We start from the raw sequence: 18,017 nt of genomic DNA, 5'->3' as shown, positions 1-18,017 counted from the left end.
TCAACTCCTCTCTTCTTTCCACAAGCCGAGCGCTTCCTGAACGGGGCGATCGGAATAACTGAACAGCACGCACTCGACTGCTGCCTCCAACTGCACCGTCACCCAGGACGGCACGACAAAGATGTCGCGTTCGTCAAAGGCGACTTCGAGCTCGCCGATCCGGGCCAAACCGCGACCCTCCAGGCAGCAATACACGGTGCTGTCGGTACTGCGCAGCGGCGCCGTGCTAAATCCGGCCGGCAGTGCTTGCACGTAGGTGCCGATGGTCTGCATGGGCGAACGCCCGGTGGCCGGATTGACGAACCGCAGCTTGTGGCCGGTGTGCACGTCGGGTGTGCTGCGCAACAATTGGGTCAAGGCCGCACGGGTGTCGACATAACGGAAATGGCAGAGACGCGATGGCGTTTCGGGGGCGGCCTGGTAATCCACCGGCACCATGTTGCAACCGTAACGGGCCAGGGAGTCACCTTGGGGTTTGGTCACCTGTTGCATGGAATCACTGGCCTTTTCAGCAAAGCCGGCCCCCATGAAACGCACCAGGGGAATGTCCAGGCCGTCCAGCCATACCACCGGGCCTTGGCCGTCGTGACCATGGTCGTGCCAGGTGTGGGCCGGCGTGATGATGAAATCGCCGCGGCTCATCGGGATGCGTTCGCCGTCAACGGCGGTGTACGCGCCCTCACCTTCCAACACCAGGCGCAGTGCCGATTGGGCGTGACGATGGGCCGGCGCGACTTCACCGGGCAGGATCAACTGCAAGCCGGCGTACAGGCTTTGCGTCACGGCCGCCTGACCGCGCAAGCCTTCGTTTTCCAGGATCAACACCCGACGCTCAGCTTCGGCAGCCGTGATCAACTCACCGGCTTCCATCAGGTACGGGCGCATTTGCGCATAACGCCAGACGCTGGGTTTGACCTCGGTAGCAGGCCGCGGTGGCACCAGCGCATGCAACGACTCCCATAAGGGCGCCATGCTCTGCTGATCCAGGCGCGCGTAAAACGCTGCGCGAGGGTTCGCGCTTGAGAGATTAGGCAACGACATATTCAGGCTCCACTCGCATAAAAAGCATCGGCATGGATGTGCTCGAAGGGCACCCCCAGTTGGCTCACCAGTGTGTTCGCGGCTTCGACCATCGGCGGTGGGCCCGCCAGGTAGACCTTCCAGCCATCGAGGCGGGGAAAGTGTTCGGCGACCACATCTGTCACCCAGCCGGTCAAATAAGCAGAGGGCTGATCCGGCCCGGGGCTACTGAGCACAATGTGATAGTGAAAGCGCGGAAAATCCCGCGCCAACGCCTCAAGCATCGACACGCCATACACGTCGCGCTCGGCGCGCACCCCGAAGTACAGGTGGATGTCATTGGGCATACCGCTTTTCAATGCGCCGCGAATCACCGACAGCATCGGCGCCAGGCCCGTGCCGCCGGCGATGCAGAGCATCGGGCCGAGGTGTTTACGCCGCAGGTAGGAAGCGCCCATCGGGCCGTTGACTTTGATCGCGGCGCCGAGCGCCAGGCGCTCATCCAGCAAGGCAGTCACTCGCCCGTCCGGAACGATACGAACGTGAAACTCCAGCTCATCGTCGCCGCACAGGCCGGCCATCGAGTAAGAGCGCACCGCCTCCGGCCAGAACTGCAGGGTTACGTATTGCCCTGGGGAGAATTCCAATGGCTTGTTTAGCTTGAGGCGCAGTCGACGCACGTCGTGCGCCAGCGCCTCAAACGCGGTGACTGTGCCTTTGAGGGTACGCGCCGGGTGCATCACCACTTCATCAGGTTCAGGCACCTCGATGACGCAATCGGTTTGGACGGTGCACTGGCAGGCCAGGAAGTAGTCGCCGTGTTGCGGCGGCTGTCCAGCGGTGGCGTCCACATGCACAACGCTGCCGTGCAGCACCTTGCAACGACAGGTGCCACAGCGACCTGACATACAGCTGTAAGAGATGGGAATTGCATGGCTAAGCAGGGCATCAAGCAAATTGCTGCCGGCCACCACATTGATCTGCCGGTTAAGCGGTTGAACCAGAATTTCCACGTTACCTCCTAGGAATCCAGTCTTGTTTTTGTATTGACGGACACTCTAGGGCTGCCTAAGTTATTGAGACACCCAATATCAAAAATAGAAAATATTCATAAAACTAATAAGAAGACCCGCCATGATTCGCCTGAATGACATCGACTTGAACCTGCTGGTGGTGTTCCAGCACATGTATCGCGAACGCAAGACCGGCCTCGTTGCCGAGCAACTGGGGCTGTCCCAGCCGGCGATCAGCAATGCGCTGGCACGCTTGCGCAAGGCACTGGGGGACGAGTTGTTCGAACGTACCGCACGCGGTATGCGCCCCACGCCCTATGCGGACGCCATCGCCGAACCCATTGCCTTTGCCTTGTCGTCACTGCAAGACACCATCAATCACAACGACCACTTCGATCCCGCTGCCAGCACCCGCTCTTTTCGCGTAGCCATGACCGACCTGGGGGAAATTCACCTGTTGCCTGGGCTGCTGAGCCGCCTGGCTGCCGTGGCACCAGGGGTGCAATTGACCACGGTGCGCGACACCGCCATCACGTTGAAGGAGGAAATGGAGGCCGGCAGCGTCGACCTGGCCGTCGGCCTGTTGCCGCAGTTGGGCGCAGGGTTTTATCAACGCCGCCTGTTCCGGCAGAACTACGTGTGCCTGATGCGTCGCGACCACCCTTTGGCCAAGGGCGAGTTCGGCCTGGAGCAGTTCAGTGAGGCCAATCATGCGGTGGTCGTCGCCCAAGGCACGGGCCACGGGCATGCCGAGGAAGTGGTCACCCGTTCTGGCGTGCCGCGACGGATCAGCCTGCGGGTGCCGCACTTCGTCGCGGTGCCGTACATCATCAGTGAAACCGACCTGATCGTAACGGTAACGGAAAAGCTCGCGCAGCAAACCCTGCAGCGCTTCAACCTGGTGGCGCGCCCGCACCCGATGGCGATTCCGGCCGCGCAGATCAATATCTTCTGGCACCGCCGCGTGCATCAGGACGCCGGCAATATCTGGCTGCGCAACCTGTTTTTCGAGATGTTCTCGGAGTGAGCCACTAGGCCTTCAAGTTGCTCATCATGCAATCCACAAACTGCTGGGCCGCGGGGGTCAGCTGGCGCTCGCGGCGCTTGACCACGCACACCTGCAAGGGCGGGATGGCTTCAAGAATGTCGACGCGGCGAATCCCGTGATTCTTGAACGCCACGTCCACCAGTTCTTCGGCAAATACCCCAATCAGGTCGGTCTTACTGACCAGGCCCAAGGCGACCGCCACCGACTGGGCCTGGACTATGCGTGCCGGGGGCTCCAGGTTGAGCGGCGCGAAGATCGGCCTGACCAATTCAAGCTTAAGGCTGCCGTCCCCCGGCAAAATCCATTCGGCCTCATGCAGTGTGCTGAGCGAACGCGTCCTGCGCAACGGATGATGGGTGCGCATGCCAACTACCAGCGGCGAGGTGTACAGCGGGATCGTCTCGAACTCGGGTGATACGCTGGCTGGCGCCAGGTGCACCACTGCAAAGTCCAGTCGACCATCGAGCAATTGCAGCAATAGGCCGGGCATCACCGCCTCACTGAAATGCACATCCACCGACGGGTTGCGCTCGTGAAACTCGGTGAAAATGCCAGGCAAATGCGTCAGGGCAAAGGACGAAGTCACCGCCATCCGTACATGCCCACGCTCGCCGTCACGAATCTGTGCGATCTCGTCGCACGCGCGACGCATGTCCTCCAGCAACTGCCGGGCTCTTGGGGCAAAGGCAATGCCGTACGGCGTCAGCTTGACGCCCTTGCTCCCGCGCTCGACCAAGGGCGCGTCCAGCTCGCGCTCCAGTTCACGAACAATGCGGGTGATACCGGGCTGAGACAAGCCTAGGGCCCGCGCTGCGCCGCGAATACTGAGGTGGCTGGCCACCGCTGAAAAAGCATTGAGTTGGTTGGGTTTCATAAAGCGCCTCGTGGGGATGCCGGTTTGCTATCGCACTGACAACATTATTGTCTTTTTAAGCAGAGTTTAACTGCTTAGCATCTGTGAAGCGCATCACAATTGAGTGCTACGCGAAGAACCGATGTTCGCACCTATTCAGAGGCCAACCAGATGATTACCCATACACCACACCCTTAGCTAAACGCACGCTTGACGCAATAATCGGCGGAACTAATGCAGCACTTTCTTGTGCGCAGAAATACCTGCCCGTCCCTGCCATAAAACAATAATTTTTGATGTAAGCGTTCGATGTAATTGCACTGCCAAAACAACAATAAATCCTCTACAGGAAGCAAACATGCAAATCGTGCGTTCGACCCAAGTGGCCGTAGGGTTTTCGGCCGTGTTTTTTTTAGCTCCAATGACACTTCAGGCCCAGGAAGCCGGCTTTATCGAGGACAGTTCGCTGACCCTCGATACCCGCCAATGGTACTCCCACGAAATCGCCCGCAAGGACAACTACTACACCGCCCACACCTCTGATGGCGTGCGTAAGGTGCATGACCGTACTGCGTGGTCGCTGAGCGCCAAGCTCGACTATGTGTCCGGCTTTACCCAAGGCATGGTCGGTTTTGGCCTGGACCTGTCGCTTTACTCGGTCGTCGCGCTGGAGCGCAGCAAGTTGGCCACCGCGGGCGGCGGAAACCGCCTGCTGGTAAACGCCGACGGTGGTGTGGTCGACGATTGGAGCAAGCTCGGTATCGCGGCGCTGAAATTCAAAGTCGCAGACACCGTGGCCAAGGTCGGCCGGCATCAGGTCAGGACGCCGGTCATGGGCTTCTCGGACACCCGCATGCCGCCCTCCTCGTACAATGGCGCGTCGCTGGAAAGCCACGATATTGAAGGGCTGACGATCAAATCTGGTTATTTTGACCGGGGTACACCCCGCACCGCGGCGGGCAGTGAAGCGTTGCACCCCACGTACGGCTCACGCCTGGTCACCAGTGACTGGATTGCCTATGGCGGTGCGGACTACCTGTCCAAGAGCGGCTGGCGCGCCAGTGCCTACACCTCTCGCTTCAAAGACATCTGGGACCGCCAGTACCTGGGTGCGGGGCGGCAATTCAACTGGTTCGACATTGCCACTGATGTGCAAGTGGACTTCTACAACACCCAATCCAGCGGCAGTGAAGTGGCCGGCAAGATCGCCCAGCAGGCCTACGGCCTCACATTTACGCCAAAGTATAAAAACCACACGCTAAAACTCTCCTACCAACAGATAAACGGCGATGAGTATTTCGATCTTGTATCCGAATCGAATGCATTCACTTTGCCCAACAGCCAATTATCGAACTACAACGGCCCCAATGAGCGCTCATTTCAAATCAATTACATCAACGACTTTGCCGCTTATGGCGTGCCAGGCTTTAAAACCAATCTTTGGTACATCAAAGGTTGGGGCATAGATGGCACGCATTATGACGGCGGTACCAATGGCATCTATACCTCGGTACTTAAGCAAGACAATGAAAGTCATCACGAAATTGCCGCATTTGCCAGCTACGTCCTGCAATCGGGTCAGTTAAAGGGGGCCAATGTATTTGGTGGCTATGTCTGGCACCGCGGCAGCGGGCATCAATTGGAAGGCAATGTTGAAGAGTTTCGGCTGGTCTTCAATGTGCCGATCAAGATTTTCTAATCAGTCGATAAGGCTCGCACTAAGGGGGGGACGCCACGCGCGCCGCCCCGCTTTGATGCTGGTTGGTTATCCCCCCCCACAACGCTATTGCTCACACCCTGGAATTCGGAGTCCTCGCATGAGACACGTGCTACCTGTTTTTTTTATCGCGCTGGCCGCAAACGCCTGCGCCACAGACGCGGCGCAGACACAGCCGGTCATCGGCACGCGCAGCGCCCCGGTGATCGAGCTGAATGGACTGCGCTTTAAGGACTTGGATCGCAATGGCCGGTTGGAGCCGTTTGAGGACTGGCGGCTGGCTCCCGAACGCAGGGCCGCAGACCTTGCAAGTCGCATGAGCCTGGAAGAAAAAGTCGGGCTGATGTTCCACTCGACCCTGCCCGGTATCGGCGCACCGATTGGTGCCTCGACGGTCGGTTACGACCTGGAGGCGCTGCGTCCCCTGGTGCAGGACAAGCACGTCAACAGTTTCATCTCGCGACTTTCGGTAGCACCGGGAAAACTCGCTGAGCAAAACAACCAGGTGCAAACGCTGGCCGAATCTACACGTTGGGGCATTCCGGTCTCCATCAGCACCGATCCGCGCCATCACTTCCAGTTGGTCAGCGGCGCCTCGGTCAAGGGCGTGGCCTTTTCACAATGGCCCGAAACACTCGGCCTGGCAGCACTGCAGGATCCCGCGCAAACCCGTCGGTTTGCCGAGATCGCCAGCGCCGAGTACCGCGCGGTCGGCTTTCGGGTGGCGCTGTCACCCCAGGCTGATCTGGCGAGCGAACCGCGCTGGCCACGCGGTGCTGCGACGTTTGGTGCCGATCCGCAACAGGTCAGTGATCAAGTCGAAGCCTACGTGCAAGGCTTCCAGGGCCCAGATGGCCTGGGACCGCTGAGTGTAGCCACTGCGGTCAAACACTGGGTGGGTTATGGCGCAGAGCCGGAGGGCTTCGATGCACACAGCTACTATGGGCGCCATTTGGTCATGGACGAGAAAAGCTTCGCCCTGCACGTGCGCGCGTTTCAAGGCGCCTTTTCCGCGCATGCCTCGACCATCATGCCAACCTACGGGATCGTCACCGGCCTGACGCTGGACGGCCAGCCAATCGAGCCAGTAGGCGCAGGCTTTAATCGCCAGCTCCTTGAGCTGCTTCGCGAAAAGTACCACTTCAAGGGCCTGATCCTGTCTGATTGGGCGATCACCGACGACTGTGACGATACCTGCCGTGCGCCGAGTGGCGAGCACTCACAACTGCCGCAATCGATCGCAATGCCCTGGGGGGTGGAGTCGTTAACCCTGCAGCAACGCCTGGTCAAGGGCGTTCTGGCGGGGCTGGACCAGTTTGGCGGGTCTGACGCGGTGCAGCCGCTGCTGTCAGCGGTGCAGGCCGGCGAAGTACCCGTGGAGCGCATCGACGCCTCCGCCCAGCGCATTCTGGAGCAAAAATTCGCACTGGGGCTGTTCGAGAACCCGTATGTGGATCCGGTGGAAGCTGAGCGGGTCGTGGGTAATCCACAGTTCGTCAAGGCAGCGGATTTTACGCAACGGCGGGCCCAGGTACTCCTGGAGAACCAGGCCATGCTGCCAGTCGCGCCGGCGCACAAAAAGGTGTTCCTGTCCGGCGTGGACCGCGCGGTGGCCGAAACCTACGGGTTCACCGTCGTCGACACGCCCGAGTCGGCAGAATTGGCCATCATCCGCATCAGCGCACCGCATGAAATACTGCATCCGTATCACTTTTTCGGCCGCCGTCAGCACGAGGGTCGGCTGGACTTCCGTGATGGCGACCGCGACTACGAGGCCGTCAAACGCGCCAGCGCCAGAGTGCCGACGATCGTGTCGGTGTATCTCGACCGCCCCGCGATCCTGACTAATATCAAGGACAAAGCGGCTGCCTTACTGGTCAACTTCGGCGCCAGCGACGCAGCGCTGTTGGATGTGATCGTCGGCCGCGCCACACCGCAGGGGCATTTGCCGTTCGAACTGCCCTCGTCAATGGCAGCGGTGCGTGAGCAGTCTCCGTCATTGCCAGACGACAGCCAAGCGCCTCTGTATCCGCGTGGTTACCGGTTCTGACAGGCGAGCCTCACGCAACTAAGGCATACACCCCACACACGGACATGATTGGCACGGCTCAACCCACTGGGCCGGCTATGTTTCAGGGCGCACAATGCGATGTTTTTTTGCTATCACCCTGACAACATTATTGTCTTTTTATCTGAAGTGTATCTGCCTAGCATGAATGAGGCTCACCCCAGCTGACCGCTACTCACAAAAAAAACCTGACGTGCTCACCACCTCAAAGGTCAACCTAATGAACGCCCGTGCAAAGCAACCCGCCCCCAACCGGCGCAAAACCATCGTCGCCATCACGATCGGCAATGCCCTGGAATATTTTGACTTCACCGTCTACGGCTTTCTCGCCCTGATCATCGGCAAGCTGTTCTTCCCAACCTTCAGCAGCTACGGCCAGCTCTTGCTGACCGTCGCAAGTTTTGGCGTGGGCTTTATCATGCGCCCGCTGGGCGGCATCGTGATTGGCGCGTATGCCGATCGCTGCGGTCGCAAAAAAGCCATGAGCCTGACGATAGGCTTGATGGCGCTGGGCTGCGGGATCATCGCAATCACACCAACCTATGCGCAGATCGGCGTTGCGGCGCCGCTGCTGATTTTGTTCGCCCGGCTGATCCAGGGCTTCTCCGCTGGCGGTGAAGTGGGTGCGTCCACCACCTTGCTGGTGGAACACGCCACTCCAACCAACCGGGCTTACATGGCGAGTTGGCAGTTCGCCAGTCAGGGCCTGGGCATTTTGCTCGGTGCGCTGGTCGTCGGCGGCTTGATGGCTGCGCTGTCGACCGAAGCCATGGAAACCTGGGGCTGGCGCGTCCCCTTCGTGCTGGGCCTGCTGATTGCGCCGGTGGGCGCCTATATCCGTCGCCATCTTGAGGAATCGCTGGACGTACCGGCCACCTCGACCCAAAAGCGCCGCAGCCCGCTCTCGGAAGTGTGCGTCAACTATGGCGGCCGCGTGCTGGCAGCGATCCTCGCAGTGGCGGGCGGCACGGTCGCTGCGTATGTGATCACGTTTTATATGCCCACCTATGCGGTGCGTGAACTGGGATTACCGCCCACCGTCGCGCTGTTTGGCGCGGTGATCACCGGCGTTATCTCGTTTGCTCTCGCGCCGTTCGTGGGCCAGCTATGCGACCGCGTTGGGCGCAAGCGCCCGATCCTGTGGAGCCGTCTGGCCATGGCTATCCACGTCTATCCCGCCTTTCTGTGGCTTAACGCAGAACCGAGCGCCACCGTGCTGTTCCTGGTGGTCGGTGCGATGAGCGTGTGCCTGGTCTTTCAATCGGTCGCGCTGCTCACCATGTTGCCGGAAATGTTTCCCAAGCATGTGCGAGCCAGCGGCATGTCGCTGGTGTTCAGCGTCGGCGTTTCGCTGTTCGGTGGCTTCGCGCCGTTTATCAGCAGTTGGTTGGTCAATGCCAGCGGCAGCAAGTTGGCCCCTGCCTGGTATCTGCTCGCGGCGACCCTGGTTTCGCTGTTGGGGTTGCTGTGGCTGAAGGACCACACCGGCGTCGATATCGACAAGGCACCCGTGGACGTCGACGTTGAAGTGGCAAACGCCGTCGCTTAACCCCCTTTTCTTGAAACGGACCGGAAGGCAATTATGCAAGCTCACTCCCCCTCGCGCTTTTTTTCCTCCAGCTACGCCGAAGCGCGGCGTAAATTCCTGGATGCAGCAGCAGAACAAAGCGCTCATATCCAGTCGTTTGAATTGAATGGCTATCAAGGTGCGTTTGGTGAAACCTTGGCGATGGACGTTGCCGTGCTGGGCAATGCCGATGCAAAAAAACTGTTGGTCGTCTCCTCCGGCACCCACGGCCCCGAAGGGTTCTGTGGCTCAGGCTGCCAGGTCGCCGCATTAAACGACACGGATCTGCTGGCGCGCCTTGAGAAGGCAGACGTGCGCTTGCTGCTGATCCATGCCGTCAACCCATACGGTTTCTCCCATGTCCGACGTACGAACGAAGACAACGTCGACCTGAACCGTAACCACATTGATTTTTCCAAACCACTGCCAGAGAACGCTGGCTATCCAGAAGTGCACACCGTGGTACTCCCCGCTGACTGGCCGCCCACCCCCGAACAGGAAGCAGCCAGGGCTGCGTACATCGAGCAACACGGTGAGCGCGGTTACCGCACGGCGCTGTGCTCGGGGCAGTACGAGATGCCCGAAGGCATGTTTTACGGTGGCCAAGCACCGGCGTGGAGCAATCTGACGGTACGCTCGATCATCCGCGAGCATTCCCGCGGCGTGTCTGATATCGCCTGGATTGATGTTCATACGGGACTGGGCCCGCATGGTCACGGCGAAAAAATCTACCCGGGCCGCCCGGATGGCCTGCAACGTGCACGCGCTTGGTGGGGCACCGATGTGTTCGCGCCATTTGAAGGCGACTCTGTTTCGCCGGATGTCTCCGGGCCGATCGTCAGCGTCGCGTACGATGAATGCCCTTCGGCAGCGGTGACGTCCATGGGGCTGGAGTTCGGCACCTTGCCGGACATGGTGATGCTCGATCGCCTACGTGCCGATCAATGGGTACGCAACAACCCGCACGCCAGCGAATCGCAACGACGCGCCATTCACCAGGACCTGTACAGCGGTTTCTATTGCGACCACGACTATTGGAAGGGCTCGATTCTCGGCCAGATGCGAGTGGTACTGCTGCAAACCCTGCAAGGGCTCAGCGCTGGTTAACCGCACTTTTTAGTTCAACCCGGCGGTATTGCCCCAGCTTCACCCTGGCCGCATAGCCGCCACTTTATGAAGCCATAAAACAATAACGATGAAGTAAGCGTTCGATGTAACTGCACTGCCAAAACAACAATAAAGTCCTCTATAGGAAGCAAGTTATGCAAATCGTGCGTTCGACCCAAGTGGCCGTAGGGCTTTCGGCTGTGTTTTTTCTGACACCCACTACCACCCAGGCCCAGGAAGCCGGCTTTATCGAAGACAGTTCGCTGACCCTCAATACCCGTCAGTGGTACTCCCACGAGATCGCCCGCAAGGCCAACTTTTATCGTGCTCAAACTTCCGACGGTGTGCGTAACGTGCATGACCGCACCGCGTGGCTGCAGGGCTTAAAGCTCGACTATGTCTCCGGTTTTACCCAAGGCATGGTCGGCTTTGGTCTGGATGTCTCATTGTATTCGGCTATTTCACTGGAACGCAGCAAGTTGGCCACTGCCGGCGGTAGCAATCGTCTGCTGGCAGACAAGGATGGCAACGTTGTCGACGACTGGGCCAAGGCGGGTGTCGCGGCCCTGAAGTTCAAAATATCCGACACCGTCATCAAGATTGGCCGGCACCAGGTCAGGACGCCAGTGATGAACTACTCGGATACACGAACGCTTCCAGCCTCCTATGATGGTGCGTCATTGGAAAGCCATGACATTGAAGGTCTGACGATCAAGTCTGGCTACTTCGACAAAGGCACACCGCGCACCGGGGCCGGCAGCCAGGACTTGAGCCCGACCTTTGGCTCGCGCCTGGTCACCAGCGACGGCATCGGATATCTCGGCGCTGATTACGTTGCCAAGAGCGGCTGGCGTGCCAGCGCCTACGCCTCGCGATTTGAAGATATCTGGGACCGCCAGTACGTAGGGCTGGGACGACAGTTCAACGGGGACGTGATCACCAGTGACTTGCAATTCGACTTCTACTACACCCAGGCGAGCGGGCGCAAAACTGCCGGCAATATCGACCAGCAGGCCTATGGCCTGACCTTCACACCCAAGTATAAAAACCACACGTTGAAACTCACCGTTCAGCAAATCAAGGGAGACGAATACTTCGACTTTGTGGCCGAGTCCAATGCGATCAACTTGCCAAACACACAACTGTCGCTTTACAACGGTCCCAACGAACGCTCATTCCAAATCAATTACATCAATGACTTCGCCGCCTATGGATTACCGGGGTTTAAAACCAATCTCTGGTACATCAAAGGCTGGGGCATCGATGGCACGCACTATGACGGCGGCACCAACGGTATTTATTCCTCAGTAATCAAGCAAGACAACGAAAGCCACTACGAGGTGGGCACATTCGCCAGTTACGTCATCCAGTCCGGCAATTTAAAGGGCGCCAATGTGCTCGGCGGCTACGTCTGGCATCGCGCTAGCCAGTACCAGGCGGAAGGCAACGTCGAAGAGTTTCGGCTGATCGTTAACGTGCCCATCAAGATTTTTTGATCTGTCGCACCGCGATGTTGGTGGAGGCGCAACGGTGCGCCCCACCCGCACGGCTTAAATCAGTGTGCGATGCACACGGATTTAAGCTCGGTATAAGCCTCAATCACAGTGCGTCCAAACTCGCGCCCCATACCGGACGCCTTGACACCGCCAAACGGCATCGCCGGGTCGAGTACCACGTGAGCATTGATCCACACGGTGCCGGCTTCGATGCGCGGCACCAGGTTTAAGGCTTTGGTCAGGTCATTGGTCCACAGACTGGCAGCCAGGCCGTATTGATTGTCGTTGGCCAGTGCAATGGCGGTGTCTTCATCGTCAAACGCAATCACCGCCAAAACCGGACCGAACACTTCCTCTCGGGCGACGGCCATGCTGTGGTCCACGTTAGCCAGGATTGTCGGCTGCACGTAGAAACCGTCCCCCTCAATCAACTCACCTCCCGCCACCACCCGTGCACCTTGCTGGCGCGCGAGTTCGATGTGCTTGAGCACGCTTTGCTGTTGCTTGCGTGACACCAGCGGGTTAATTACCGCTTCATCATCCAAGCCGGCGCCAATTGGCAGTGCCGAGACCGCCGCTGCAAGACCTTCGACAAAATGGTCGTGGATCGAGCGATGCACGTAGAACCGCGACGCCGCCGCGCACACCTGGCCGTTGTTCAGCAGGCCCCCGAGGATCGCGCCCTGGATGGCTTTGCCGATATCAGCATCGGCGAGCACGATCATTGGGTTCTTGCCGCCTAACTCCAGGGCAAAGCGGGTCATGTTCTGCATGCACGCCACACCGACGCTTTTGCCTACGGCGGTTGAACCGGTGAACGACACCTTGCTCACCAACGGGTGACTAGCCAGCGCGCCGCCAACCGAAGCACCGCCCCCGGTGACAACGTTGAACACACCGGCCGGTATGCCTGCCTCAATGGCCAGTTCAGCCAGGCGCATGGCGGTCAGCGGTGTTTCCATCGCTGGCTTGATGATTACCGTACAGCCGGTGGCGAGGGCCGGCATGAGCTTCCATGCCGCGATCATCAGCGGGAAGTTCCACGGCACGATACCCACCACCACGCCCACCGGTTCGCGCTTGGTAAAAGCAGTGAACTTGGCACCCGGCGGCAGTGGGATCGACACATCGAAAGTCTGCCCTTCAATCTTGGTGGCCCAACCGGACATGTAACGCATAAATTCCACGGTGGCGTTAAGGTCCAGGGCCCGCGCCATATTGATCGACTTGCCCTGGCTCAGGGTTTCGAGCTGGGCCAGTTCTTCGGCGTGTTCTTCCACCAGACGGGTGAAATTCAGCAGAATGCGTTCACGGTCAGCCGGGCGCAATCCAGACCACACGCCTGCCTTGAACGCGGCATGGGATGACTGCACGGCCCGCTCGACCAGTTCCACCGGCGCATCCAGGGTTTCGCACAGGCTCTCTCCGGTGGCCGGGTTGAGCACTGCGATGGTTTGCCCTTCGCCAAACACCCACTGGCCGTCGATAAAGCAACCGTGGCGACGGTCCAGGAATGCAGTAACCCGGGGCAAAATCTCAACGTTGCTCATGATTCACCTTTTGTTCGAATGATTTAGCAGGGAGGTGGCGTGATTGTCCGCGTACGCTTTAGCGGCAGATTTTCCCTGCGTGCCAGATGTTTTTTCGGCGCTGCCAAACCGACCTCGCTGGCAGCCACATTCAATGCTTTGGCAACCACCTGACCTTTTTGCCGCCGCTGCCTGGCCCTATGATCCATTCAGGCACGCAGCACAAGGATTTTGGCGAGAATCCAAAAGCATCCCTTTCTGCGCTGTAGCAAAGTGCTACCTGACACTGTCCTCGGTTCACCTCAAGGAATTCAGAAATGCTCTCGCCCACCGCTTTGCTCAAAAGAACGCCCCTTGCGCGGCTCGCGCTGGCCATCGCCCTAGGCACCTTCGGCCTGCCTGGCTTGCAGCCCACTGCGCAAGCCCATGGCGGCGCTGCCGAAATGGTGCCGCTGCAGTCGACCCTTGAAGCGTTCGGCGCCACGGTCAAATGGGACGACTACGCTAACGTATTCGTGATCGCCAAGGACGGGGCCTACGTCAAGGTCAAACCCGACAGCAAGGTGGCTGTGCTCAATGGCAAGCGCATGGAGTTGCCGGTGCCGGTGGTGTTCAAGGGCAAGACGGCCTACATGTCCAAAGACTTTATCAACCAGGTGTTCCAGTCCGGCCTGGACAAGACCTTTGTCATCGAGACCCGCCCCAGCCCGCTCAACCCGTTGAGCGCGGATGAGATCAACAGTGCGGTCGAGATCATCAAACAGTCTGCAAACTACAAACCTGGTTTTCGTTTCACCGAAATTTCCGTACACACGCCGCCCAAGGATCAGGTGTGGAATTTCATCTACAGCGGGCAAAAACCCACCCAGTCGCGCCAGGCCAATATCGTGGTGCTCGATGGCAAGCATGTGATCGAAGGTCAGGTCGACCTGGACAGCAAGACCCTCTTGTCCTGGAAGCCGATTGAAGGCGCCCATGGCATGGTGCTGCTGGATGACTTCGCCACCGTGCAGTCGGTGATCGAAACCAGCGCTGACTACGCCCAGGCGCTGGCCAAGCGCGGCATCACCGATATCAAGAAGGTGGTGACCACGCCGCTGACCGTCGGCTACTTCGATGGCAAGGACGGGCTGACCCAGGACAAGCGCCTGCTGAAGATCGTCAGCTACCTCGACGTTGGCGACGGCAACTACTGGGCACACCCGATTGAAGGCCTGGTGGCGGTGGTCGACCTTGAACAGAAAAAACTGATCAAGATCGAAGACGGCGCGGTGGTCCCGGTGCCGATGAAACCCACCCCCTATGACGGCCGCGGCCGCAAGGGCGTGGCGCTCAAGCCGTTGGAGATCATCGAGCCCGAAGGCAAGAACTACACCATCACCGGCAACAGCATCCACTGGCAGAACTGGGACTTCCACGTGCGCCTGGATTCGCGCGTGGGGCCGATCCTGTCCACCGTCACCTATGACGACAAGGGCAAGAAACGCAAGATCATGTACGAAGGCAACCTGGGCGGCATGATCGTGCCCTACGGCGACCCGGACGCTGGCTGGTACTTCAAGGCCTACCTGGACTCGGGCGACTACGGCATGGGCACCCTCACCTCGCCGATTGCCCGCGGCAAAGACGCCCCGGAAAACGCCGTGCTGCTGGATGCCACCATCGCCGACTACACCGGCGCCCCCACCACCATCCCCCACGCCATCGCGGTGTTCGAGCGTTACGCCGGCCCCGAATACAAACACCAGGAAATGGGCCAGCCCAACCTCAGTGCCGAACGGCGTGAGCTGGTGATCCGCTGGGTCAGCACCGTGGGCAACTACGACTACATCTTCGACTGGGTCTTCCAACAGAACGGCACCATCGGTATCGACGCCGGCGCCACCGGTATCGAAGCGGTCAAGGGCGTCAAGTCCAAGACCATGCACGAAGCCACCGCCAAGGAAGACACCCGCTACGGCACCCTGCTGGACCACAACATCGTCGGCACCACCCACCAGCACATCTATAACTTCCGCCTGGACATGGACATCGACGGCGAGAGCAACTCGCTGGTGGAAGTGAACCCGGTGGTTGCACCGAACGACCGTGGCGGCCCACGTACCAGCACCATGCAAACCGAGCAACGAGTGGTCAGCACCGAGCAGCAGGCCGCGCAGAAGTTTGACCCGTCTACCGTGCGCCTGTTGACCAACTTCGGTAAGGAAAACAAGGTCGGCAACCCGGTTTCCTACCAGTTGATCCCCTATGCCGGCGGCACACACCCGGTGGCCAAGGGCGCCAATTTCGGCAAGGACGAATGGCTCTATCACCGCCTGAGCTTTATGGACAAGCAGCTGTGGGTCACGCGCTATAACCCGGAGGAAAAGTACCCGGAAGGCAAGTACCCGAACCGCTCGCAAAGCGACACCGGCCTGGGGCAGTTCACCAAGGACGACCAGTCCATCGAAAACAGCGACGACGTGGTGTGGCTGACCACCGGCACCACCCACATTGCGCGTGCCGAAGAGTGGCCGATCATGCCGACCGAGTGGGTGCACGTGCTGCTCAAGCCGTGGAACTTCTTTGATGAAACGCCGACGCTGAACCTTAATTCACCTAAATAACCCACGCGCAAAAAAGCCCCTGTCACCGTCGTGACAGGGGCTTTTTGTATCAACCGAATTGCTTGCGGTACTCCCCCGGCGAAATGCCAAACCGCGACTTGAACGCCGTAGAAAAGTAACTCGAATCCGAAAACCCCCACGAATACCCCAACGCCGACAACTTCTGCTCGGCACGGGATTGGCGCAGCGACTCAGCACACAAATCCAGCCGACGGTTCTTGATATAGCGCGCCACCACCAACCCCTTACGCGCAAACATCCGATACAGCCCACGCATCGACACGCCAACCTCCCGTGCCAGCAACTCAGGGCACAGGTCTTCCGAGCGAATATGCGCATCGATATAGCCAAGGGTCTTGCGAAAGATGCGCTCGTGGGGATCATCCGCGCCTTCGCACTGGGTGATGGCCGGGCGCAGCAGGCTGACCACCGCGTCCAACGTGGCTTCGCTTTCCTGCTGGCTCAGGTTGGCCTGGCGCGTGGCGTCCAGTATCAAGTGGTGGGACAGCGTGGCGATAGGCGACGTGGCGGCGATCCGGTGCCCACACTTGACCGGGTTGAAACGCAGGGACTGTTCCACCAGCGGGTACGGCAAGATCAATGACAACTGCCGGGAGCTTTCGCTGTAGGTGAAGTCACTGGGCTGTGAGGCGTCGATCAGGGTGATATCCCCGGCAGACAACGCCACCCGGTTCTCGCCCTGGGCCATGTTGGCCGTGCCTTCGAGTTGGAACACCGCAAAATACTTACCACCCTCGCCCGCCGCGACTTCCCGTGGCGTGCGGTAAAGCCGCGCCTGGCAAGCGTCGACGAAACTGAGTTTGAGTGCACCGCTGTGGTATTCGCGGATCTGCCCGGAAAACTCATCGCCCAGGGTTTGTGCGTTGAAGGCACCGCAGATCTGGTTGATCTGGTGGAGCCATTGGTCGAACCCATCACGGCGCTGTGCAAATGTTGAAGTCATGTGAGGCCTCACGCAGGCTTATTTTTATTATCTACGTCGATCCACGCTAAAACGGAGAGCATGTTGCTGGGTTGATGGCGGGTTATTTGAGCCCGCCAAAGCGTCGGTAAAAACTCTCGCCGACATCCGGCAAGGGCCCGTCGGCGGTTTCCAGTGCGCTGTTCAACCATTCTTCGGCCTTGGCGAAGATCAGACGGTAGATATTGCGGCACAACTGTCGTGCGGCGCGACCTTCCCAATCACCGGGCAATAGCTCGTCGGGCAACTGGGGGTCGCGTAGCAGTAATTTGCGGTACTCATGCACAAGCAGAACCCGTGCCAGGAAGCAGTCGGACGGCAACAGGTTCTCCTGCTCGCGCAGGGCTTGCCAGAGCGGTCGGAACAGTTGGATGAACTCGCTGTAGTGGGTGGCCAGTTCCTCGATATTCCAGCTTTCGCGCACCTGCAAACGCAGGGCCTTGGAGGCCAGTACATCCTGGGCGGTGGTTTCGAAGACGATGGTTTCTTCGAGGGCGCCCAGGTCCTGCAAGGTGGCGTTCACATCGGCGCGGTCGCTGCGCGGGCAAGCCAACAGTACGGGCGAGATCGCACCAAAACCTTGCCATTCCAGCTCTTCGCGCACCTGTTTGCGCTTGTCCTGAGCCAGCTGCGTAAGCATCACCAGGCACCAGGAACCATCCCAGGCCGGTACAGTAGAGCTGTACACGCGCTTGAAAGCTTTGTCGAAACGTCGGCGGCCAGTACCGGTGAGGCTGTAGTAGCTGCGCCGCCCGACTTTCTCGGCGGTGAGCCAACCCTCTTTGGTCAGGCGGAAAATCGAGGTGCGGATCAGCCGCTCATTGATGCCAATGGGTTCGAGCAACTGGATCAGGCTACCCAACCAGACGGTGCCGCCATGGGGTTCGATGGCATCCCCGTACAGGGTGATGATCAGCGAACTGGCGCGGATCGGCGTCTGCTCCTGGAAGCGCGTGATCAGGGAATTCAACGGGGCTAGGGACGACATGGGCGTACCGGACAGGAAAAAAG

The 18,017-nt window shown here is 59.4% G+C and carries 13 protein-coding genes; 7 read left to right on the top strand and 6 right to left on the bottom strand.

Annotated elements, in window-relative coordinates; genetic code table 11:
* Together gtdA and ICY20_RS18740 are read right to left on the bottom strand one after the other, a co-directional pair.
* Window positions 1–1,035, bottom strand: a complete 1,035-nt coding sequence (gene gtdA / locus ICY20_RS18745; RefSeq protein WP_407692634.1) for a gentisate 1,2-dioxygenase — start codon at window positions 1,033–1,035, stop codon at window positions 1–3.
* An 8-nt stretch (window positions 1,036–1,043) separates the two neighbouring features.
* Complete coding sequence (locus ICY20_RS18740; RefSeq protein WP_194938301.1) at window positions 1,044–2,033, bottom strand: 2Fe-2S iron-sulfur cluster-binding protein; 990 nt, start codon at window positions 2,031–2,033, stop codon at window positions 1,044–1,046.
* Between the two features lie 121 nt (window positions 2,034–2,154).
* Between ICY20_RS18740 and ICY20_RS18735 the strand changes: the two genes are divergently transcribed.
* Entirely contained in the window at window positions 2,155–3,060 is a 906-nt protein-coding gene (locus tag ICY20_RS18735) for a LysR family transcriptional regulator (protein WP_194938300.1), read from the top strand.
* Window positions 3,061–3,064: 4 nt separating this feature from the next.
* On the opposite strand, the gene ICY20_RS18730 is transcribed toward ICY20_RS18735, so the two are convergent.
* Window positions 3,065–3,955, bottom strand: a complete 891-nt coding sequence (locus ICY20_RS18730; RefSeq protein WP_194938299.1) for a LysR family transcriptional regulator — start codon at window positions 3,953–3,955, stop codon at window positions 3,065–3,067.
* A 337-nt stretch (window positions 3,956–4,292) separates the two neighbouring features.
* On the opposite strand from ICY20_RS18730, the gene ICY20_RS18725 reads away from it, so the two are divergent.
* From ICY20_RS18725 to ICY20_RS18705, 5 genes are all read left to right on the top strand, one after another.
* Window positions 4,293–5,633: an OprD family outer membrane porin gene (locus tag ICY20_RS18725; protein ID WP_194938298.1), complete on the top strand. Its 1,341-nt coding sequence runs from the start codon at window positions 4,293–4,295 to the stop codon at window positions 5,631–5,633.
* Between the two features lie 118 nt (window positions 5,634–5,751).
* Window positions 5,752–7,701, top strand: coding sequence for a glycoside hydrolase family 3 protein (locus ICY20_RS18720; protein ID WP_194938297.1), 1,950 nt, complete (start codon window positions 5,752–5,754; stop codon window positions 7,699–7,701).
* Window positions 7,702–7,939: 238 nt separating this feature from the next.
* A complete protein-coding gene (locus ICY20_RS18715; protein WP_194938296.1) occupies window positions 7,940–9,268 on the top strand; it encodes an MFS transporter in 1,329 nt (442 codons plus the stop codon).
* Between the two features lie 33 nt (window positions 9,269–9,301).
* On the top strand, window positions 9,302–10,393 hold the full coding sequence (locus ICY20_RS18710) for a M14 family metallopeptidase (RefSeq protein ID WP_194938295.1): 1,092 nt from the start codon (window positions 9,302–9,304) through the stop codon (window positions 10,391–10,393).
* Window positions 10,394–10,548: 155 nt separating this feature from the next.
* Window positions 10,549–11,889, top strand: coding sequence for an OprD family outer membrane porin (locus ICY20_RS18705; protein WP_194938294.1), 1,341 nt, complete (start codon window positions 10,549–10,551; stop codon window positions 11,887–11,889).
* 59 nt (window positions 11,890–11,948) lie between these two features.
* Here the strand turns inward: ICY20_RS18705 and ICY20_RS18700 are convergent, their stop codons facing one another.
* A complete protein-coding gene (locus ICY20_RS18700) occupies window positions 11,949–13,439 on the bottom strand; it encodes an aldehyde dehydrogenase family protein (protein WP_194938293.1) in 1,491 nt (496 codons plus the stop codon).
* A 296-nt stretch (window positions 13,440–13,735) separates the two neighbouring features.
* Between ICY20_RS18700 and tynA the strand changes: the two genes are divergently transcribed.
* Entirely contained in the window at window positions 13,736–16,024 is a 2,289-nt protein-coding gene (tynA, locus tag ICY20_RS18695; protein ID WP_194938292.1) for a primary-amine oxidase, read from the top strand.
* A 49-nt stretch (window positions 16,025–16,073) separates the two neighbouring features.
* Here the strand turns inward: tynA and feaR are convergent, their stop codons facing one another.
* Window positions 16,074–16,988: a transcriptional regulator FeaR gene (gene feaR, locus ICY20_RS18690; RefSeq protein WP_159960211.1), complete on the bottom strand. Its 915-nt coding sequence runs from the start codon at window positions 16,986–16,988 to the stop codon at window positions 16,074–16,076.
* An 82-nt stretch (window positions 16,989–17,070) separates the two neighbouring features.
* Entirely contained in the window at window positions 17,071–17,994 is a 924-nt protein-coding gene (paaX, locus tag ICY20_RS18685) for a phenylacetic acid degradation operon negative regulatory protein PaaX (RefSeq protein WP_159960208.1), read from the bottom strand.
* Window positions 17,995–18,017: the final 23 nt, after the last annotated feature.

Source organism: Pseudomonas pisciculturae, assembly GCF_015461805.1.
Classification (GTDB): Bacteria; Pseudomonadota; Gammaproteobacteria; order Pseudomonadales; family Pseudomonadaceae; genus Aquipseudomonas; species Aquipseudomonas pisciculturae.
Note: the sequence above shows the minus strand (reverse complement) of the source record. Positions and strands in the feature narration are given on the sequence as shown.